19 protein-coding genes are annotated in these 21,298 nt (G+C 54.9%); 7 read left to right on the top strand and 12 right to left on the bottom strand.

The genetic code is table 11. The features are described 5' to 3' along the window. Window position 1: 1 nt before the first annotated feature. From hyfE to ABIB59_RS22780, 7 genes are all read right to left on the bottom strand, one after another. Window positions 2–652 carry a hydrogenase 4 membrane subunit gene (gene hyfE, locus ABIB59_RS22810; protein ID WP_039079701.1) on the bottom strand — a complete coding sequence of 217 codons (651 nt, stop codon included), beginning with the start codon at window positions 650–652 and terminating at the stop codon, window positions 2–4. A 12-nt stretch (window positions 653–664) separates the two neighbouring features. Beyond that, window positions 665–2,104, bottom strand: a complete 1,440-nt coding sequence (locus tag ABIB59_RS22805; RefSeq protein WP_039079702.1) for a hydrogenase 4 subunit D — start codon at window positions 2,102–2,104, stop codon at window positions 665–667. 16 nt (window positions 2,105–2,120) lie between these two features. After that, window positions 2,121–3,068, bottom strand: a complete 948-nt coding sequence (locus ABIB59_RS22800; RefSeq protein ID WP_354037135.1) for a respiratory chain complex I subunit 1 family protein — start codon at window positions 3,066–3,068, stop codon at window positions 2,121–2,123. A gap of 13 nt (window positions 3,069–3,081) precedes the next feature. Then, window positions 3,082–5,103, bottom strand: coding sequence for a hydrogenase 4 subunit B (gene hyfB, locus ABIB59_RS22795; RefSeq protein ID WP_354037133.1), 2,022 nt, complete (start codon window positions 5,101–5,103; stop codon window positions 3,082–3,084). Then, entirely contained in the window at window positions 5,103–5,723 is a 621-nt protein-coding gene (locus ABIB59_RS22790; RefSeq protein WP_110294611.1) for a 4Fe-4S dicluster domain-containing protein, read from the bottom strand. Before ABIB59_RS22790 ends, hyfB begins: the two co-directional genes overlap by 1 nt. Window positions 5,724–6,008: 285 nt before the next feature. Further along, window positions 6,009–6,479, bottom strand: a complete 471-nt coding sequence (gene bcp / locus ABIB59_RS22785; protein ID WP_039079706.1) for a thioredoxin-dependent thiol peroxidase — start codon at window positions 6,477–6,479, stop codon at window positions 6,009–6,011. Beyond that, complete coding sequence (locus ABIB59_RS22780) at window positions 6,479–7,051, bottom strand: glycine cleavage system transcriptional repressor (protein WP_197687997.1); 573 nt, start codon at window positions 7,049–7,051, stop codon at window positions 6,479–6,481. The genes bcp and ABIB59_RS22780 overlap by 1 nt, the downstream gene beginning before the upstream one ends. A 145-nt stretch (window positions 7,052–7,196) precedes the next feature. Here ABIB59_RS22780 and dapA point away from each other — a divergent pair, with 145 nt between their 5' ends. The 6 genes from dapA to ypfH all read left to right on the top strand — a co-directional run bounded on the left by dapA (window position 7,197) and on the right by ypfH (window position 13,739). Next, a complete protein-coding gene (gene dapA, locus ABIB59_RS22775; RefSeq protein WP_071193403.1) occupies window positions 7,197–8,075 on the top strand; it encodes a 4-hydroxy-tetrahydrodipicolinate synthase in 879 nt (292 codons plus the stop codon). Between the two features lie 16 nt (window positions 8,076–8,091). Next, the gene (gene bamC, locus ABIB59_RS22770; protein WP_039079708.1) at window positions 8,092–9,126 is read left to right on the top strand and encodes an outer membrane protein assembly factor BamC; all 1,035 of its coding nucleotides are present in this window, start codon (window positions 8,092–8,094) and stop codon (window positions 9,124–9,126) included. A 107-nt stretch (window positions 9,127–9,233) separates the two neighbouring features. After that, window positions 9,234–9,947, top strand: a complete 714-nt coding sequence (gene purC, locus ABIB59_RS22765) for a phosphoribosylaminoimidazolesuccinocarboxamide synthase (RefSeq protein ID WP_039079709.1) — start codon at window positions 9,234–9,236, stop codon at window positions 9,945–9,947. 123 nt (window positions 9,948–10,070) lie between these two features. After that, the gene (gene ypfJ, locus ABIB59_RS22760; RefSeq protein WP_103245368.1) at window positions 10,071–10,934 is read left to right on the top strand and encodes a KPN_02809 family neutral zinc metallopeptidase; all 864 of its coding nucleotides are present in this window, start codon (window positions 10,071–10,073) and stop codon (window positions 10,932–10,934) included. A 22-nt stretch (window positions 10,935–10,956) separates the two neighbouring features. Continuing rightward, a complete protein-coding gene (locus tag ABIB59_RS22755) occupies window positions 10,957–12,966 on the top strand; it encodes a tRNA(Met) cytidine acetyltransferase TmcA (RefSeq protein WP_354037130.1) in 2,010 nt (669 codons plus the stop codon). A 77-nt stretch (window positions 12,967–13,043) separates the two neighbouring features. Further along, the gene (gene ypfH, locus ABIB59_RS22750) at window positions 13,044–13,739 is read left to right on the top strand and encodes an esterase (protein ID WP_354037128.1); all 696 of its coding nucleotides are present in this window, start codon (window positions 13,044–13,046) and stop codon (window positions 13,737–13,739) included. 46 nt (window positions 13,740–13,785) lie between these two features. On the opposite strand, the gene ABIB59_RS22745 is transcribed toward ypfH, so the two are convergent. From ABIB59_RS22745 to ABIB59_RS22735, 3 genes are read right to left on the bottom strand one after another with little or no spacing between them, the layout of a single operon-like run. After that, window positions 13,786–13,983, bottom strand: a complete 198-nt coding sequence (locus tag ABIB59_RS22745; protein WP_039079713.1) for a YpfN family protein — start codon at window positions 13,981–13,983, stop codon at window positions 13,786–13,788. A gap of 13 nt (window positions 13,984–13,996) precedes the next feature. Continuing rightward, window positions 13,997–15,124: a succinyl-diaminopimelate desuccinylase gene (dapE, locus tag ABIB59_RS22740; RefSeq protein WP_039079714.1), complete on the bottom strand. Its 1,128-nt coding sequence runs from the start codon at window positions 15,122–15,124 to the stop codon at window positions 13,997–13,999. A gap of 3 nt (window positions 15,125–15,127) precedes the next feature. After that, window positions 15,128–15,484, bottom strand: a complete 357-nt coding sequence (locus ABIB59_RS22735) for an ArsC family reductase (protein ID WP_039079715.1) — start codon at window positions 15,482–15,484, stop codon at window positions 15,128–15,130. A gap of 505 nt (window positions 15,485–15,989) precedes the next feature. Between ABIB59_RS22735 and ypfM the strand changes: the two genes are divergently transcribed. Further along, complete coding sequence (gene ypfM, locus ABIB59_RS22730) at window positions 15,990–16,049, top strand: protein YpfM (protein WP_100181659.1); 60 nt, start codon at window positions 15,990–15,992, stop codon at window positions 16,047–16,049. 103 nt (window positions 16,050–16,152) lie between these two features. Here the strand turns inward: ypfM and acrD are convergent, their stop codons facing one another. Further along, window positions 16,153–19,266, bottom strand: a complete 3,114-nt coding sequence (gene acrD, locus ABIB59_RS22725; protein ID WP_107223195.1) for a multidrug efflux RND transporter permease AcrD — start codon at window positions 19,264–19,266, stop codon at window positions 16,153–16,155. Between the two features lie 211 nt (window positions 19,267–19,477). After that, entirely contained in the window at window positions 19,478–21,178 is a 1,701-nt protein-coding gene (narQ, locus tag ABIB59_RS22720; protein ID WP_079496181.1) for a nitrate/nitrite two-component system sensor histidine kinase NarQ, read from the bottom strand. Between the last annotated feature and the right edge of the window lie 120 nt (window positions 21,179–21,298).

Raw genomic sequence — 21,298 nt, 5'->3', positions numbered from 1 at the left:
GTTATCCTTTCAGCGCCGTAAGGTTATTAACGTCCAGCGTGCCGTGGGTACGCCAGATTTTTCGCGCCAGTATTGTCATGACGATCACCGCGAAAATGGCGTCGGTGGCGATGCCGATTTCAACCAACTCCGGCGCACGCCATGCCAGCAGCGCCAGCACCAGATGCGAACCGTTCTCCATCAGGCAGTAGCCAAACACCTGGCGCAGGATATTACGTTGGCTGACGATGCACAGTAGCCCCAGCAGGAAGTGGCCGAGCGCCACCGCCAGCGCGGGTTTAAGTTGCGCGACCAGCGGCAACTGCACCGGACGCACCACAAACCAGCACAGCAGCACGATGCCTGCGGCCATCAGCACCAGTGCGGCAGGGCCAAACAGGCGTTCTCCCTGACCCTCTGGCGCCATTTTGCGAAATGCATAGCCCATAATCAGCGGCACCATCAGAACCTTGGTAAAGAAGGCGCTGATGGACCACATCCGCAGTTGTTCTGCATCCAGCAGTTGTGAGAGGGTAAAAAATATCGACACCAGCACCAGTGATTGCAGGGCGTACAACCAGCAGGAGACGGTGTAGCGTCTGGCGCAAGTGACCAATAACGAGGTGAACATCATCAGCCCCGCCAGATTGTTAACTACCAATGTTCCCGTCATCTTCGACTCCCTTTATCCAATCCACGCTGCGGCAATGAGACTTGAGCACAGCGACATCACCACCAGAATCCCCAGCACCAGTTTCATGGCATACGGTAGCGGTGCCGCCTGTGCCACCTCTTCGCTGGGTTCACCCGGCACCACGCGCCCGAACCAGTAGATAAACCAGCCGAAGCTGGCGACCGATTCCACCAGCGCCAGGATCATCACCGCGAGCAGAATGGGGTGCTGATCGGAGAGGGCGAACCCGGCGGCGAACAGGGGGAACTTGCTGAAAAAACCGTTGAACGGCGGCACACCGGTAATGGCGAGCGCCGCAACGCAAAAGCCGATCCCGGCGATAGGGAGCGTGCGCATCACGCCACGAAGACGCGGCAGCATACGCGTACCGCAGCTATAGCTGAGTGCCCCGGCAACCAGGAAGAACAGGCTCTTGGCGAAGGCGTGGTTAAAGATGTAAACAATCCCCGCGTTGAAGGCCATTTTCGAACCGAAAATCGACATCGACAGAGCGAGGAAAATCCACGCCAGTTGGGAAATGGTCGACCAGGCAAGCAGGCGCTTCATGTCTTTTTGCGGCAGGTACATCAGGAAACCGTACACCAGGGTGATGGTCGCCATGGTGACGCCGACCCAGCCAATGACTTCCGGGATCTGCCCACCTTCGGAAATAGCGCGGGCAAAAATGTAAACGCCCACTTTCACCATCGACGCGGCGTGCAGGTATGCACTGACTGGCGTCGGCGCTTCCATCGCATCCGGTAGCCAGGCCTGCAACGGCAGTTGCGCCGATTTCCCCCAGGCGGCAAACAAAATCCCACCGTAGACGATTAAGGCGCCGCTGCCGTTTAACTGGCTTAAGGCGCTCAGCGCGAAGGTGCCGGTTTGCAGAAACAGCGTGGCCGCCGCCAGATACAAGCCCAGCGAACCGACGTGGGTGATCAGCAGCGCTTTCATCGCCGAGCGTTGGGATTTCTCGGACTGGTAATAGCTGATGAGCGCCCAGGAGCAGCCGCCGGTGATTTCAAAAAACAGCAACTGGCCCAGCAGCGTGGAGGAGAGCACCAGGCCGGACATCGCACCGATAAAAATCAGCAAGAATGCGTAGTAGCGATTGCTGCCATCGTGCGGGTGTTCCTTATTGCCACGGGTCAGATATCCCGTGGAGTAGAGCGCCACCAGCAGACCGAGGAAGACCACCACAAACAGAATCAGAGTGCTGATTTTGTCTACCGTCATCCCGAACAACGCTATCTGTCCGGCGCTAAGCAGCGGGATATCTACAACCTCGCTGCCTGCGGCATGAAAGCCCGCCGCCAGTGCGACCGTGGCAATAGTTGCCAGCAATGCGAACACGGTGGACAGCATGGGGGCGGTCTGTCTGGGGGCCAAAGAGACGACCAGCGCGCCGATAAACGGCAGGAGCAGGGTCGTCAGGGCAATTGTTTCCATAGTAATTCAGCGCTCCTTACAGACCGGTTAACCAAAGAACATATGACAGCGCGGCGAGACTAAAACCGAGCCAGGTAAGGTGGTGCGTCAGTAAAAATCGCCCGCGAGCGAGCGAGTTTTCCACCACTGACGCAATGACAAACACCACCAGTAATTTGACCAGCGTGATGACCAGCGAAAGCAACATGGCCCCGACAGTCAGCGAGCCGGCATTGCCGAACGGGAAGAAGAGCGCCAGGAACAGCGAGGCCATCACCACCTGTTTCAGGCCGATCCCCCATTTCACCAGCGCCAGTCCTGCCCCGGAGTATTCGGTCAGCGGCCCTTCCTGTAACTCTTGTTCCGCCTCTGCAACGTCGAAGGGGATTTTGCCCATCTCAATAAAACAGGCGAATCCGCAGGCGAGCATCGCCAGCAGCGTGGCAACAGGGGAGACCCAACCGGCCGCCAGCGTGGTGCTGATCGCGCCGATATTGGTCGACCCGGCCAGCAGCGCCAGCTCCAGCAGCGAGAGAATCAGCATCGGTTCCACCAGGATGCCGAGCGTCAGTTCGCGGCTGGCGCCAATCCCGGAAAACGGACTACCGGTATCAAGACCGGAGAGCGCAAAGAAGAAGCGGAACAGGGCGAACAGGTAAATCAGGGTGATTAAGTCGCCCGCGCCGGCGAAAGGCGAGGTGCGCACAAACAGCGGCAATGTCATCGCCACCACCAGCATGCTGCTCAGCAGCACCCAGGGCATGACGCGGAACATCATGCCGGACGAGGCCGGAGCCACCTCCTGGCGCTTAAGCAGTTTTTGCAGATCGCGATAGTCCTGTAAGACGCCAGGACCCTGGCGAGAGTGCATCCGTGCGCGAATCTGCCGGGAGATGCCGGTAAATAATGGCGTTAATGCCAGCAGAAACGCCGCCTGGCAGAGGGCAAACAGACCCAGTGACCAGTCAGGGGTTGGTTGTATCATCTTCTCTCCCTCCTTAGACGGCGATAGTCAGCAGCAGGATCACCAGCGCGGCGATCACATACAGGCAATAGAGTCGGAAATCGCCGCTTTGCAGATACTGCACCGCACGGGCAATGCGTTTGGTTATCCTGACCAGCGGTAGGATGATTTTGTCGTCCCAGAACGGCTCTGTGCGGGTGGCAGCAATAGTTACGCCCCCCAGGCTGCGCTGTAACGGCTGGGCAGGATCGAGCTGTTTACGCATGCGATAAAGCGGGCCAAATACCACGCGCAGGGGCTGCGTAAAGCTGCCGGCAGACGGGGCCATCCCTTTTTCCCAGGCATAGCCGCATGCCCATGCATCACCGGTGCGCCGGAAATTGCCACGGGTGTGACGGTTGATGTACCAGAACAGGCCCGGCAGTATGGGCATCGCGATAAGCAGCAGGAAGACCACCGAGGGCGTCAGCACTGCCTGCTGTGCGTCGCCTGGCATCAGCGTTGCGCCTTGCGCCACGGCCAGCGTTTGCTGGGAGGAAAGCGACTGGGCAATGTGCAGCAGGTGTGGCGCAACAAGATTTGCCCCGACGCCTGCCAGTACGCAGAACAGTGCCAGCAGACACATGGCAATCACCATCGGCCAGGGGACTTCCCGGGCATGGTCGGCTTTTTCGCTGCGGGCGTTACCGCAGAAACTCACACCGTAAACTTTGACGAAGCACATCGCGGCCAGTGCGCCGGTGATAGCCAGCATGACGATGGCGATGGGGCCTGCCAGCCGGGGAATAATGGCGTCCACGCGGGTGAGGGAGAACAGCGACTGGTAGGTATACCATTCACTGATAAAGCCATTGAGCGGCGGCATGGCAGAAATGGCCAGACAGCCAATCAGGAACGCGCCTGCGGTCCACGGCATCCGTTTGGCCAGCGCGCCCATTTTTTCCATATCCCGTGTGTGCAGACGGAAGATAATCGCCCCGGCGCCGAGGAACAGCAGCCCTTTAAACAGCGCGTGGTTGAGCAGATGGAAGAGTGCGCCGAGCAGACCGACGGCGGCGATCACCGGATGGTGGAGCGCGATGCCAGCCATGCCGACGCCGACGCCCATCAAAATGATGCCGATGTTTTCAACCGTGTGCCAGGCAAGCAGGCGTTTGATGTCATGCTCTGCCAGCGCGTAGAGCACGCCAAGCACCGACGACACCGCGCCGAAGGCCAGCACCACCACGCCCCACCACAGCGGAATACCGCTATGTCCAAGCAGGTCGATACCGACTTTGATGATCCCGAAGATACCAATTTTGACCATCACCCCCGACATTAATGCCGACGCGTGTGACGGCGCGGCCGGGTGCGCGCGCGGTAGCCAACTGTGCAGTGGCAGCATCCCCGCTTTGGCGCCAAAACCGAAGAACGCCAGCAGGAAGACGGCGGAGGCGACGCCCGGTGATAGCGACAACTCACGGAAGCTGGCGAAATCCAGGCTGCCGCTCTGGCGCCACATCAGGAAGAAGGCAACCATGATCAGTACCGACCCGGCGTGGGCGATAAAGAAGTAGAGCAGACCGGCGTGAATGGATTCGTCGTCCTGATCGGTGATGACCAAAAACCAGGAGGCCAGCGACATCATTTCAAACAGCACGATGAACCAGAACGCGTTGTCCATCACTACCAGACCGACCATCGATGCGATGAACAGGTTCATAAAGAAGCCCATCGCGCCGACACCTTTGCCGACATATTCGCGCACGTAGGAGAGCGAATAGAGGCCGCAGACGGTCACCAGCAGGGAAATCACCAGCACCATAAAGGCCGCCAGACTGTTCATCCGCACGATAAAATGGGCAAACGCGAAGGGGCCGACGGCCTGCAATTGCAGCGTCTGCGCACCCGTTAACGCGGTGACGGCGCTCGCCAGACCGAGTAAGCCGCCCGCCATCGCCGACAGACCGGCGACCTTAATCGCCAGATCCTCCTGGCGGGCCAGTAACAGTGACGCGACGCCGCCAGCGACATATAACAAGATTGACCACATCAATAATTGCAGGGCATCCATTAGCGTTGCTCCGGCGTGGGTGAAGAAGAGTCGAAGGTCATGTCCGTCGTGTTGAGCGCGGCCAGCAGCCGGCGCGCTTTCAACTGTTTATTGAGCGCGTCTTCCTGTACCAGATGCAGCGCATGTGTCGGACAGGATCTGATGCAGGCGGGACCTTCCGGCAGGAAGTGACAGAGGTCGCATTTGACGGCGATAGTCTGTACACCCGCATTCCAGCGTAAAAACGGCTGCATGGTCGGCGGGCTGGCGGGAACATCCCGGAGTTGTTCTTCCGGAACGAAGTTTTCGTAGCGTGCAGGAATGTTGAGTGGACGGCTGCCTGACGGGGTAATCGCACCGAACGGACAGACCAGACCGCAGAGTTTGCAGCCGATACAGAGCGTTTCGTTGAGATAGACCGCGTCATCCTTGAAGGAAATCGCGTTCACCGGGCAAACCTGTTTACAGGGCGCATCGTCACAGTGTCGGCACATGACCGGCGCGGTTTTGGTGTCCGTTTTAACCAGCGTTAATCGTGGGTGGTACTGCAACCCTTCAGTCTTATGAACATCCGAACACGCGGCAAGGCAGGTATTGCATCCTATACACCACTCGGGATCTGCAATCACAAAGCGGTTCATGTCGGCTCCTTGAGAAGAAAGCGAGAAAATCGTTGAGCCTTCTTAAGCACAAGTCATGCCAAATGTTAAAATCAATATTTATCAGTGAGTTGCGTGGTTTTGTGGTGGTGAGCAAACAAAAGTGATGGTCAGGGGCGGGCGATAAGTCGCCATTGTCGGCACTAGTGTCGAAATGAGTGATAAAGTGTGATCAACTTCAAATAATTGGCGGGAGAGGCAAAGACAGAAAACAAGGGCGGCCTTAGACGGGACGCCCGGAATAGGGGTGATGCAATTTGAGCCCGCTTAGGCGTTCTCTTTCAGCCAGTTGAGCACGATGTCGTGATGATTGCTGGTTTTGAAATCATCAAAAACATGCTCGACTTTGCCATCGGCGTCGACAAGGAAACTAATGCGGTGAATGCCGTCGTAGGTTTTGCCCATAAAGGTCTTTTCACCCCAGACGCCAAACTGCTCGCAAATTTGGTGATCTTCATCGGACAGCAGCGTGAAGTTCAGCAGCTCTTTTTCGGCAAAACGGGAAAGTTTTTCCGGTTTGTCAGTGCTGATACCCAACACTTCAACGCCCGCTTTCTTCAAATCATCCATGTTATCGCGCAGGCCGCATGCCTGGACGGTACAGCCTGGCGTCATCGCTTTCGGGTAGAAATACACCAGAACACGCTGTCCCTGGAAGTCGGCCAAATTTACTTGTTCTCCGTCTTGATCCGGCAAGCTAAATTTCGGTGCGATATCACCGGCTTTCAGTGGATTCATTACTTAACTCCATCCTGTTCATCATGCTGTGAATAGTTGACCACGTTTATACTGCCTTGTGCATTCAATTCTGTACATAGGGCTTTGAATGCCTGGTCAATATTTGATGCGTCCTGCGAGGCAGGACTGTGAGCGGTTATCTGAATAAAAAGCTGCGCGGCCCTGGTGGCGTCGCCCGGTTGTGTGCGGGAGACCAGCTCAGCGATATTCATCTGAAAGGTGTCGAACAAGGCAGTAAAACGCTCAATCAGATGCGGCGAGTCAGGGACTTCAACCTGAACCCAGACGGTGGCAGGCATGGCAGGGCGAGGGCGTGCGGCGGTACGCTTCATCACGATCAATAAATCCAGCTCTGCGCCCTTAAGCGGCAACGTTGATTCAATCAGCGTAATAGCGTTCCATGAGCCGGAGAGCAGCATAATAAACGTGAACTCTTCTCCCAGCATAGCCAGACGACTGTCTTCAATGTTGCAACCGCAACTGCTGACGTGGCGCGTGATGGTATTAACGATACCCGGCCTGTCGGCACCCAGCGCAGTAATAACCAGAAAATGTTGTGATGAGGCAGTCAAACCTGTGCTTCCTGTCAAACCTGAGATAATCATAAGGAAAGCATAAAAAAAACCGGCATACAACCGCCGGAACGCCTCACGTCACTTGCTTTTATTACAGCACCACACGTACCATTGAGATTCTTGTTTGCACAGAGGATGGCCCATGTTCACGGGAAGTATAGTCGCGCTTGTTACGCCAATGGATGATAACGGTAAAGTCTGTCGGCCAAGCCTGAAAAAACTGATTGATTACCATGTCGCCAGTGGAACATCGGCGATTGTTTCTGTAGGAACGACCGGCGAATCCGCCACGCTCAGCCATGAAGAACATGGGGATGTGGTGATGATGACGCTGGAACTGGCAGACGGGCGTATCCCTGTTATCGCAGGGACTGGCGCAAACGCCACCGCGGAGGCCATCAGCCTGACGCAACGTTTCAATGACAGTGGCATCGTGGGCTGTCTGACAGTAACCCCTTATTACAACCGTCCGACACAGGAAGGCCTGTTCCAGCATTTCAAAGCCATCGCTGGACACACCGATCTGCCCCAGATTCTGTATAATGTGCCATCGCGCACCGGCTGCGATTTGCTGCCGGAAACCGTGGGTCGTCTGGCGGAAATTAAAAATATTATTGGTATTAAAGAAGCGACCGGGAACTTAAGTCGCGTTCATCAGATCAAAGAGCTGGTTTCAGATGACTTTCTGCTGCTCAGCGGCGACGATGCAACCGCGATGGACTTTATGCAACTCGGTGGTCACGGCGTTATTTCCGTTACCTCGAACGTGGCGGCACGTGATATGGCCGACATGTGCAAACTGGCAGCGGAAGGGCAGTTCGCCGAAGCGCGTGTGATCAACAAGCGCCTGATGCCGTTACACAACAAACTATTTGTCGAACCCAATCCTATCCCGGTGAAATGGGCATGTAAGGAGTTGGGGCTTGTGGCAACCGATACGCTGCGCCTGCCGATGACACCGATCACCGATCACGGTCGTGAAGTGGTTCGCTCCGCGCTTAAGCATGCCGGATTGCTGTAAAGTTTAGGGAGATTTGATGGCTTACTCAGTACAGAAGTCGCGCCTGGCGAAGGTGGCGGGAGTTTCATTTGTAATGTTACTCGCTGCCTGCAGTTCGGATTCACGCTACAAACGTCAGGTCAGTGGTGACGAGTCCTATCTGGATGCCGCGCCGCTTGCGGAACTTCATGCGCCAGCCGGCATGATCCTGCCGGTGCAGAATGGCGAATATAACATTCCTGCCACTAACGGCAGTGGTGCTGTGGGTAAAGAGCTGGATATCCGTCCGCCGGCGCAGCCGCTGGCACTGGTAACGGGTGCGCGCACTCAGTTTACTGGCGATACGGCAACCCTGTTGGTTGAAAATGGCCGCAACACAAACCTGTGGCCGCAGGTTGTCAGCATTATCCAGGCAAAAAACTACGCCATCGCGAAGCGTGACGACGCCAGTCAGACGTTAACGACCGACTGGGTTGACTGGAACCGCCTCGATGAAGATCAGCAGTATCGTGGCCGTTATCAAATCTCGGTGAAACCGCAGGGTTATCAGCAGGCGGTGACCGTTAAACTCGTAAATCTGGAGCAGGCGGGTAAGCCGGTTGCAGATAGCGCATCGTTACAGCGCTACAGCACGGAAATGCTGAACGTTATCTCCCAGAGCCTGGATAAAACATCCACTGACGCTCAGGCTGCCGCCGAAAACCGCAGCGTGAAGTCGCTTGATGTTCAGTCCGGCGCGGATGATACCGGTCTGCCGATGCTGGTGGTGCGTGGTCCGTTCAACGTAGTGTGGCAGCGCCTGCCGACAGTGCTGGAAAAAGTGGGCATGAAAGTGACCGACAGCACCCGTTCTACCGGTAGCATGGCCGTCACTTACAAACCGTTGTCCGATAGCGCATGGCGCGATCTGGGCGCGCGTGACCCGGGCCTGGCGTCTGGTGACTATAAACTGCAGGTCGGTGATTTAGATAACCGCAGTAGCCTCCAGTTTATTGACCCGAAAGGTCATACGTTAACGCAGTCGCAAAACGACGCCCTGGTGGCAGCGTTTGAGGCCGCGTTTAACAAGTAAGAATAAGGGCCGGATACCTCCGGCCTTTTTTTATTTGGCTGACGCAAACGTGTGCGTCGGTGTAAAATAGCTTTTTTAGTTAAATCATCACACCTGGAGTGACAAAGATGCAAAAGCAAGCTGAGTTGTATCGTGGCAAAGCGAAGACCGTATACAGCACGGAAAACCCGGACCTGTTGGTGCTCGAATTCCGCAATGATACGTCAGCAGGGGACGGCGCGCGTATTGAGCAGTTCGAGCGTAAAGGCATGGTTAACAACAAATTCAACCATTTCATTATGAGCAAACTGGCAGAAGCGGGTATCCCAACTCAGATGGAAGCGTTGTTGTCCGATACCGAATGCCTGGTGAAAAAGCTGGACATGGTACCGGTAGAGTGTGTGGTGCGTAACCGTGCTGCGGGTTCACTGGTAAAACGTTTAGGAATTGAAGAAGGTATCGAGCTGAATCCGCCGCTGTTCGATCTGTTCCTGAAAAACGATGCCATGCATGACCCGATGGTGAACGACTCCTACTGTGAAACGTTTGGCTGGGTGAGCAAAGAGAACCTGGCGCGCATGAAAGAGCTGACTTACAAAGCGAACGATGTACTGAAAAAACTGTTTGATGACGCAGGCCTGATCCTGGTCGACTTCAAACTGGAGTTCGGTCTGTTCAAAGGTGAAGTGGTTCTGGGCGATGAATTCTCACCGGACGGTAGCCGTCTGTGGGATAAAGAAACGCTGGCAAAAATGGACAAAGACCGTTTCCGCCAGAGCCTGGGCGGCGTGATTGAAGCGTACGAAGCCGTTGCCCATCGCCTGGGTGTTAAGCTCGACTAAGCGATAATCCGCAGCAAACCGGGGGATGCGCGCATCCTCTGGTTCCTTGCCTCTTTTTTCTTATGGTAATCCTCCCCGCAACCGCCTACGATCATTATTAATACGTTAGATAATGAGGTGGTTATGCGCTGGCAAGGGCGTCGTGAAAGCAACAATATTGAAGACCGGCGCGATGAATCGGGCGGACCCGTTATTCGGGGGCCAGGATTTCGTCTGCCGGGCGGTAAGGGCGGCATCATACTGCTGGTGGTGGTGATTTTCGCCAGTTACTACGGTGTGGATTTAACGGGCCTTATCACCGGGGAACCGGTCGACAACAGTTCTCAGCAGCGCTCCATCAGCCCGCAGGAAGATGAAGCGGCGAAATTCACCAGTGTTATCTTCGCCACGACCGAAGACACCTGGGGGCAACTTTTCGAAAAAATGGGGCGCCATTACCAGCAGCCCAAACTGGTGATGTACCGTAACCGGGTGACAACGGGCTGCGGTACCGGGCAATCCGTTATGGGGCCGTTTTATTGCCCGGCGGACAGTAAAGTCTATATTGATCTCTCCTTTTATGACGACATGAAGCACAAGCTTGGGGCGAACGGTGATTTCGCTCAGGGGTATGTCATTGCTCATGAAGTCGGCCATCACGTGCAAAAATTACTCGGTACCGAGGCTAAAGTACGCCAGCTCCAGCAAAATGCGTCACAAACCGAAGCCAATGCGCTGTCGGTACGTCTGGAATTGCAGGCCGACTGCTATGCCGGGGTCTGGGGACACAGCATGCAACAACAAGGCGTGTTGGATGCAGGCGATCTGGAAGAGGCGCTGAACGCCGCGACCGCAATGGGCGACGATCGATTGCAGAAACGTAGCCAGGGGCTGGTTATCCCCGACACGTTTACCCATGGCACCTCCGAACAGCGTTATAACTGGTTCAAACGCGGAATGGACAGCGGCGACCCAGCCCAGTGCAATACATTTAGCGGTACGCTTTAGTGTTCGGTGCCGGGACATCTGAATGTCATTAACTGCATTAAGTGCCCAAATGGCGGATCAGGGGATCCGCCGTTTGCTGGTTATCGCGGGTGAAGGTGAGGTGTGCCTGCAACAGGCCAATCACCTTCGCATCTCATTACCCGGCGACTGGCTGTGGGTAGGTGAATCAACAGACTGGCCGCTACACTGCGCGCCGCGTGCGCTCACCACCTTGCTTGGCCGCGAATTCACCCATGCCGTGCTGGATGCCCGTTACGGTTTTGATGTCGCCGCGCTCGCGGCGCTCAGCGGCACGCTGAAACCGGGCAGTTTTTTGGTCCTCCTTACGCCGCCGCTTGATGCATGGGCGCAACGGCCTGATAACGACAGTTGTCGCTGGAGTGACACCGCCGAGCCGATTGCCACGCCGCGCTTTGTTGAACACTTTTGCCGGGCGCTGCGGCAAGACGAAAACGTGATGCTCTGGTCGCACGCACATCCATTCCGTCCCCCTGATTTTTCTGCGCGCCCCGCCTGGCATGCCGCGACAGGTGCGCCCGAAGAGGAACAGCGAGCGATTCTGGCTGAACTTGCCGCGATGCCGCCGGGTGTCATGGTGGTAACGGCACCGCGCGGGCGAGGGAAGTCAGCCCTGGCGGGTATGCACATTGCGCGTCTGGCGACGTCGGCCATTGTTACCGCACCGGGACGTTCTGCAACGGATGTACTGGCACACTATGCCGGAGAGATGACTTTTATTGCCCCGGATGCGTTACTCGCACGCATTGCCCAAGGGGAGCCGCTGTCAGAGTGGTTAGTCGTCGATGAAGCGGCAGCCATTCCGGGGCCGCTGTTGACGACGCTCGTCTCGGCGTTCCGTTATGTATTGTTGACCACCACGGTACAAGGTTACGAAGGGACCGGTCAGGGCTTCTTATTAAAATTCTGTGCCGGTTTTCCCCATCTCATACACCGCCAGTTGCACACTCCCCTGCGCTGGGCGGAAGGCTGTCCGCTGGAAGCGTTTATCAACAGGGTATTGTTGTTTGACGATGCGTCGGCACTGACGAAACCGACGGGCGAGGCGACAATCCTTTCGCTCGACCAATCCGCATGGTCCACGGACCCCTCACTTCCGTCTGCACTCTATCGGCTGCTTGCCAGCGCCCATTACCGCACCTCTCCTCTGGATTTGCGCCGAATGATGGATGCGCCGGGGCAACATTTCTGGCTCACGAAAACGCCGGATGCATTACTGGCAGCGCTCTGGCTGGTGGAGGAGGGGGGATTGTCAGCCGGACTCAGCCAGGCTGTCTGGGCGGGATTTCGTCGTCCTCGTGGGAATCTGGTGGCGCAGTCGCTGGCGGCCCACGGTGGCAGCCCGCTTGCTGCGACGTTGCGCGGTTTACGCGCGAGCCGCATTGCCGTCCATCCGTCACGTCAGCGGGAAGGGCTTGGACAGGCGTTAATTACGCATGCCCGCCAGCATGTCACGGGCTGCGATTACCTCTCGGTGAGTTTCGGCTATACGGCTTCGCTGTGGCATTTCTGGCAGCGATGCGGGTTCCAGTTGGTCAGGCTTGGCAGCCACCGGGAGGCGAGCAGTGGTTGCTATACCGCCATGGCAGTATTGCCGCTGACGGTGGCAGGACAGGCGCTTGCCGCCAATGAGCAGCGCAGACTGGCGCGAGATTTACCCTGGCTTGATGCCTGGAAAGGGGAAAAGTTACCCCTTACCGTCAGTCCAGAGACTACCCTTAATAATGATGACTGGCAGGAACTGGCCGGGTTTGCCTTTGCCCATCGCCCGCTCTCTTCGGCAACGGGTGCGTTGCAAAGGTTGTTGATGCAGGTCGATTTACCCCTGAATGCATTACGGATGCAGCTCACAGAGAAGCGCAGTGAGGCGGATATTTGCCACGTACGGGCGCTTTCGGGCCGTAAAGCGCTGTTGGTCGCACAGCGCCAGGAGGCTGCATCGGCACTGTCCTTACTCGATTCTGAACGCACTATTTTGCTGAAAGCGCAGGTGCGGCAACTGCAATTTTTTTAACTAACTCATTCAGTTAAATGGCATGGTGATTATTCCTCCCCGGCGTAAACTGCAGGCAACGAATTAAGGAGACCGCCATGAAACATGACCATTTTGTTGTTCAACAACCGGCAGGCGCCGCGAAACAGTTACTGCTTTTCTTTCATGGCGTTGGCGATAACCCGGCGAATATGGGGCAGATCGGCAGCTACTTCGCACCGCTGTTTCCTGAGGCGATGATTGTCAGCATTGGGGGCGTGGAACCCTGCGGTCCAACGGGGCGTCAGTGGTTCTCCGTGCAGGGTGTTACCGAAGAAAACCGCCAGGCACGCATTGATGCCATTATGCCGGTATTTATTGAAACGGTGCGCTACTGGCAGCAGCAAAGCGGCGTAAACGCACTGGCCACCGCCCTGATTGGTTTTTCGCAAGGCTCCATCATGGCGCTGGAGGGCGTTAAAGCGCAGCCCGATTTGGCATCCCGCGTGATCGCCTTTAATGGACGTTACGCCAGTCTGCCGCAGACGGCCTCGACGGCATCAACCATTCACCTGATTCACGGTGGTGAAGATCGCGTCATTGATTTGGCCCATGCGGTTGCGGCGCAGGACGCGTTGCTGCGTGCAGGTGGCGATGTGACGCTCGATATTGTGGAGGATTTAGGGCATGCGATCGATGATCGCAGTTTGCAGTTCGCCCTCGATCACCTGCGTTATACCGTACCGAAGCACTATTTCGATGAAGCGCTGAGTGGCGGTAAACCGGACGACGATGACATTATTGAATTGATCTAACAAAAACGTGCCCGGCTCATGACGCAGCCGGGCAGATCGGGCGGGATTACTTCTTCTGGTCTTTCTTCGGCCAGTCGTCCTCATCATCCCACTTATCGTTAAAATCACGATGCGGTGGCAGGTCCGGTTTGTTAGCCAGAAATTTTTTGTGATCGACGCGTTTAAGGTCTTTGATCACATTCAGCAGTACGCCGAGTAAAAAAACCAGCACCAGAATCCACCAGTATTTCGCGAACCATTCCATGCGTTCCTCCCCGTCAGGCGATGAGTTGTTCCATAATGCGTTGATACATGCGGGCGAGTAGCTGCAAATCCGCCGCATTCACACATTCATTGATTTTATGAATGGTGGCGTTAACCGGCCCCAGTTCCACGACCTGCGCGCCCATACGCGCAATAAAGCGACCATCTGATGTGCCGCCAGTGGTTAACAACTGCGGTTTAATCTCATTATAGTGCTCAACGGCATTAACCACCGCATCAACCAGCTTACCCCGACCGGTCAGGAACGGCTGACCAGAGAGCCACCAGTCAATGGTGTAGCGCAACTGATGTTTCTCCAGCAGTGCGGCAACGCGTTCTTTGATCATCCCATCGGTAAGTTCGGTGCTAAAGCGGAAATTGAACTGTAGATAGAGATCGCCTGGGATCACGTTGTTACTGCCGGTGCCTGCCTGAATGTTCGCCACCTGCATGCTGGTCGGTGGGAAATATTCATTACCCTGATCCCATTCGATCGCCACCAGCTCATTGAGCATGGGCGCCGCGCGGTGTACCGGGTTATCGGCCAGATGCGGATAAGCAACATGCCCCTGCACGCCGTGAATGGTTAAATTGCAGGTCAGCGAACCGCGACGACCATTTTTGACCACATCGCCCACCACTTCGGTACTGGAGGGTTCACCCACCAGGCAGTAGTCCAGGCGTTCGTTGCGCGCCATTAAGGCTTCAACGACTTTCACTGTACCGTTGGCGGCGCTGGCCTCTTCGTCAGAGGTGATCAGAAACGCCAGACGGCCTTTGTGCCTGGGGTGAGTCGCAACAAAACGTTCAGCGGCGACAACCATGGCCGCCAGCGAGCCTTTCATGTCGGCCGCGCCGCGACCAAACAGCATGCCATCGCGGATAGTGGGTTCAAACGGCGGGTTGATCCAGCGGTCAGCATCCCCGGAAGGCACAACGTCAGTGTGTCCGGCGAAGGCCAATGTTTCACCCTGTCCACGCCATGCCCAGAAATTCTGTGTGTCGCCAAAATTCATCGGCTCAATGGTAAAACCGATGGCGCGAAGACGTTCGATCATTAACGCCTGACACCCTGCATCATCGGGGCTCAGAGAAGGGCGACGAATAAGCTGTTGCGTCAGCTCAATAACCGGGCACGACATAAACTACACCTCGTTGATAAACGTCTCATAACTGGATTCATTGAAACCCAGCAGCATAGGCTTACCGGGCGCACAGAGCAATGGGCGTTTGATAATTGCAGGCATTTCTAACATCAGCGCGGCTGCGGAATCCGCGTTTGTGATGGTTGCGCGCAGCGATTCATCCAGTTTGCGCCAGGTGGTACCCCGGGTATTGAGCAGCGCTTCCCACCCCAGTTCCGCAATAAATTGCTGCAACAGATCGGCATCAAGACCGTCTACGCGGTAATCGTGAAAACGATAATCAACCTGATGGGCTTCAAGCCAGCGGCGGGCTTTTTTGATGGTGTCGCAGTTTTTGATGCCAAACAGAGTAAGCATGGTGAATCCTTTTGTCTTATCTTTGGTTAATTGCCCAAAAAATTAGAATAATAATGGGCGAATAAACATATAATATCATTTCATTCGCAGGGTAATCATACTTCCTGTTATTAAATTTACCTGCCAGGGATTGCCATCAGCAATATGTACGAGTTTAAAGAAATACTAAGGGTGATAATTAATAATGTGAAAATGATGTCATTTACGAGCCTGCCCAGCTTGTTAAATAAACAAAAATTTCACCTGATGGCAAAAAATCATCTTATTAGCTACTTCAAAGATACGTTCTGACTACACCTTGATGACGCTACAGGCCGGGGTACATCAGGGTTTGAACTAAATGTTTCCGAATATTGCTATCGCTCACATTAAATAGCCAAATTCTGGAGCATAGTTATTTCGTCAATGCAAATACTATGAGAGACCAATCAAAGCAATTGGTTGAAATATCTTCACAGCGATGTCGGATTCTCGTAGAATAAGCACAATAATAAGAGAGGTAGTTATGATTGAACATGAACTGGGGAACTGGAAAGACTTTATCGAAGGCATGCTTCGTAAATAATTCCAGAAGAATCATAAAAGCAGTGATTGCTTAAAACGAAAAAAGTGTGAAATTAATCACGCAATAAAAGGCGACCTTAACAGGCCGCCTTTTTGTTTGCTCATTATTCCTGACGTTCTTTCAGCGGGAAGCGCCGTCTGACCAGCACAAAGAACAGAGGAACAAAAAAGATTGCCAGCACGGTTGCTGAAATCATCCCGCCCATTACCCCGGTACCCACCGCATGTTGGCTACCGGAGCCTGCGCCGGTACTGGTTGCCATCGGCAAAACGCCAAAGACAAAGGCAAGAGAGGTCATCAGAATCGGGCGCAGACGCTGACGGCAGGCGTGCAGTGTGGCCGACAGCAGATCCTGACCCTTCTGGTTCATTTCGTTGGCGAACTCGACAATCAGGATGGCGTTCTTCGCCGATAGCCCGATAACCGTCAGCAGACCTACCTGGAAGTAGACGTCATTTTCCAGCCCGCGCATCCAGGTGGCGAGCAGCGCGCCAATCACCCCGAGCGGTACGACCAGCATCACCGAGAACGGCACTGACCAGCTTTCATATAGCGCGGCCAGGCAGAGGAACACCACCAGCAGAGAAATCGCATAGAGCGCCGGTGCCTGTGAGCCTGATAAGCGCTCCTGATAGGACATGGCCGTCCACTCCAGACCGAAACCGCCGGGAATCTGGCTAACCAGTTTTTCCATGGTATCCATGGCGGTACCGGTACTGATACCCGGTGCCGCTTCACCGACAATCTCTACTGCTGCATAGCCGTTATAACGCTCCAGGCGCGGGGAGCCGGTTTCCCAGTGCGAGGTGGCAAAGGCGGAGAAGGGCACCATACCGCCGCTGCTGTTACGCACATACCAAAGATTAATGTCGCTCGGCAGCATACGGTATTTTGCCGCTGACTGAACGTAGACTTTCTTCACGCGGCCGCGATCCATAAAGTCATTCACATAACTCGAACCCCAGGCGGTTTGCAGCGTATCGTTGATATCATCAATTGAGACCCCCAGCGCCTGAGCTTTACGCTGATCGATATCGACCTGTAATTGCGGGCTGTCATCGAGGCCGTTGTGACGCACGCGCGTCAGCATTTTATTGTTGTCGGTCATTTGAATCAGTTTGTCGCGCGCCGCCATCAGCGCATCGTGCCCGGCCCCCGCGTGATCCTGTAATTCCATATCGAAACCGGCGGAGCTGCCCAGGCCACTGATTGCCGGCGGACTGCTGGCAATAACGCGGGCTTCATTGATTTGGCGAAACGCTTTGGTGGCACGCTCAATGATGGCAAAGGAACTGCCGGTTTTCGGATCGCGTTCGCCCCAGTCTTTCAGACGCACAAACATACGTGCGACGTTCTGGCCGTTCCCGCCGGGGCCGGAACCAACGGTGGCGAAGACGGACGCGACATTGTTTTTCTCGTTTTTGAAGAAGTAATCTTCAACCTTTTGCACCACTTTCAGCGTCTGCTGCTGCGTCGCGCCGCTCGGCAGTTGTACCGATGCCAGAAACATCCCGCGATCTTCAAGCGGTAAAAAAGACGTTGGCAGGCGCAGGAATAAAAACACCATGCCGCCCAGCAACAAAACGTAGAGCAGGATCCAGCGCAGGCTGCGGTGCAGAATTTTCGCCACGCCATTTTCGTAACGGTCGGCGTTGCGGTTAAACATGCGGTTAAACGCGCCGAAGAAACCTCTTTCCCCGTGGTGCTCGCCTTTATGCAGAGGTTTAAGCAGCGTGGCGCACAGGGCTGGTGTGAGGATCATCGCCACCAGCACGGATAACACCATAGCGGAAACGATAGTGATGGAGAACTGACGATAAATCGCCCCGGTGGTACCACCAAAAAACGCCATCGGGACAAATACCGCCGAAAGCACCATCGCGATACCCACCAGCGCACCCTGGATTTGCGCCATCGATTTTCGCGTCGCTTCTCTGGGCGAAAGGCCTTCCTCGCTCATGATACGTTCGACGTTTTCCACCACGACAATCGCGTCGTCCACCAGAAGGCCGATGGCGAGGACCATCGCAAACATGGTGAGGGTGTTGATGCTATAGCCAAAGGCGTAGAGAACGGCGAAGGTCCCCATTAACACCACCGGCACGGCAATCGTCGGGATGAGCGTTGCGCGGAAATTCTGCAAAAAGAGATACATCACGAGGAAGACCAGCGCGATAGCTTCCAGCAGCGTTTTCACCACATCGATAATGGATTCTTTAACGAAAGAGGTTGTCTCGTAGGCGACCCGATATTCCAGGCCATGCGGAAAATATTGCGACAGCTCATCCAGGCGTTTTAGCACTAATTCTGAGGTCGCCATCTCATTCGCACCGGAGGCAAGCTTAATCCCAAGCCCGGAGGCGGCAAGACCGTTAAAGCGGCTCAGGAAGTCATATTTCTCAGCACCCAGTTCAACCTCGGCGACATCGCCAAGGCGCACTTCGGAACCATCCTGGTTAACGCGCAACGTGATATTACGAAACTGCTGCGGTGTCTGGAGTAGCGATTGTGAGTTAATCGAGGCGTTCAGCGCCTGACGGTCTACCGAAGGTGAGCCGCCGAGCTGACCAACGGCGACCTGGGCGTTCTGGGATTTAATCGCGCTGGTCACATCGTCAGTGGTCATCTGGTAGCTGTTAAGCTTCGCCGGGTCGAGCCAGATACGCATAGCATACTGTGAACCGTAGGCATCGATATCGCCAACACCATTCACGCGGCTTATGGGATCCTGAATATTACTGGCGACATAGTCGGCGATATCTTGTTTATCCATCGAGCCGTCGGTAGAGACAAACGCCAGCGTCAGGATGTTGGTGTCACCGGTTTTTCTTACCGTTACCCCCTGGTTCTGAACGGCCTGGGGGAGTTTACGCAGAGCAGACTGTAACTGGTTTTGTACCTGCTGCACGGCCTCGTCGGGGTCCGTACCGGCGGTGAAACTGAGTGTAATTGTGGCCTGCCCGGCACTGCTGCTTTGTGATGACATGTACATCAGATTATCGAGGCCGGTCATGTTCTGCTCAATAACCTGCGTCACGGTATTTTCCAGCGTCTGGGCAGATGCGCCTGGGTAGTTGGCGGTAATACGGACATTGGGTGGAGCCAGATTAGGGTATTGCTCCACTGGCAGAGAAATAATGGCAAGGGTTCCGGTTAAACAGATCAGGATCGCCAGTACCCACGCAAAAATGGGGCGATCAATAAAAAAATTCGCCATCAGAAACAAGACCTCGTTGTTTTGCTGCGCATTGTTATTTTGACATTGCTGAAATCAATGAATGTGTGCTCAATGTAGCGGGAACAGATAAAGCAAACGTGGAGAAAAAAAGGAGATAATGTAAATTATCATGCTTTTTCAAGGCACAATTATGCTGTGTCTCCTTTATCCCCGTTTTGCTGCATCCGTTTCAGAAATTCTTTTCTTTTCCTTACGTTTGCTGGCTTTTAAGCGTACGCGGCGCCGGGAAACGCAGTTCGACTAATGTCCCACCGCCAGGCGGGCGCGCAAAGTTGAGCGTGCCGCCAAGACGGCTTGCTCGTTCGCGCATAATATTCAATCCGTAATGTCCCTGAGGTTCATCGGTCGTGCCGATGCCTTTTCCGTTATCGCGAATATAAACCGAATACTGATCGTCCGGGTCCGTAACGCAACTGACGGTGATGGTACTGGCGTCGGCATGTTTAATCGCGTTGATCACCGCCTCGCGCACTATCTGCAAGATGTTTACCTGCTGCTGTGCATCCAGCATAAGCGTTGGCAGGCGGCAATCCAGTTCGAGCTTCGCGGTCGTCTGGCTCTGGAGAAGCGCCATTGCTTCATTCAGAACGGCGGGCAGATCGCTTTGGGAAACCGTCAGGCGGAAGGTCGCCAGTAATTCCCGCAACTGACGCCAGGCATCGTTCAGGGCACGGGAAAAATCGGTGATGATGGTCTGGGCGGGTGCGTTGTCCTCGGGCACTGCTCGTTTGAGCAATGCCAGTTGAATACGCAGATAAGAAAGCACCTGGGCCAGCGAATCATGAAGTTCCATGGCGATGGTGGCGCGTTCTTCCATCAGAATCAGTTGCTGGTGCTGTTTTTGCGCCTGATTAAAATAGAACCCGCGCCCCATAATCGTGGCCACGCTTTGCAGTAATGGCGTGGAAGCCTGGGCATTGACGCTTTGCCAGCGTAATTCGCCAAAAACGCTCTCTTGCATGCTGACGGGTAACACGTTAACCGGAAGGTCTTCCTGCGCCTCACCGTGATGAATGGACCAGTGATCGCCCATTGTTAACTCCAGATAGCTTGCCGCTTCGTGCTCATAGACTATCTGCAGAATGTGACGAAAACACATAACGTCGATCTGGCTGGTGTTGAGCGCCTGCGAACATTGATACAACACTTCGAGGCGACGGTGGGCTTCCTGCAGGTCATACGTCTTCTCTGCGACCTGGGCTTCGAGTGTGCGGTAGAGTTTGTGCAATTCACCAGACATTCGGTCAAACGTGGACGCCAGCAGCCCCAATTCGTTATCCAGATGGGTATTGAGTGACGGATAGGTAAAATGTCCTTGCTGAATCTCCTGGCTGGCCACCATCAGTTGCGCAAGGGGGTTAACGACCTGCTGGCGAATGCGCCGTAGCGTAAAAAAGACCAGCAGGAAAATCCCCATCGCGCCGATGAGCGAGATACCCAATACCAGCCACATTTTCCGTTCCGAATAGTGTTGTAGCGCCAGAACAAACTGGTCGATGTTATCGACATATTGCTGAATATTATGCTGATACCAGACCGTGTCGGCTGTGCCTAATCGGGCATTCATCTCCTGCCAGCTTTCCTGTAATTGCGCATAGCGCTGCCCAACAATTTCAGGTACATACCAGCGGTTTAACGTGCGTAAAACCGGTGAGTTAAGCGATTGCTGATAGATTTGGCGATGTGCATTTAATTCCGCGGAGCCGCGTTCCAGGTCATACCCCAGACGATAGCTTTGCATACGCAGAGAACCGGCGATATTAACGGCTTCCGCATCGCGCAAGCTGCTGGCAAGCGTCATTAGCGCCGCGCCCGTGGAGAGCAGCGAAAGCAAGACGATATAAAAAAAGGCTCTGGCAAGGCTGGATGAAACAGGTTGTTTTACAGTCACAACAGCAATTCCCGCTATCCAAGGGTGGCGGACGAAATGGCATCGCCGGACGGCTCATCAAATGAGACTAATTTTTATTTATGCCACGATAAATTGATCTGCAACATGCGCGTGACAATT

This window comes from Citrobacter sp. UYEF32 (genome assembly GCF_040546205.1).
Taxonomy (GTDB): Bacteria; Pseudomonadota; Gammaproteobacteria; order Enterobacterales; family Enterobacteriaceae; genus Phytobacter; species Phytobacter diazotrophicus.
This window is presented reverse-complemented; position numbering and strand designations above follow the sequence as displayed.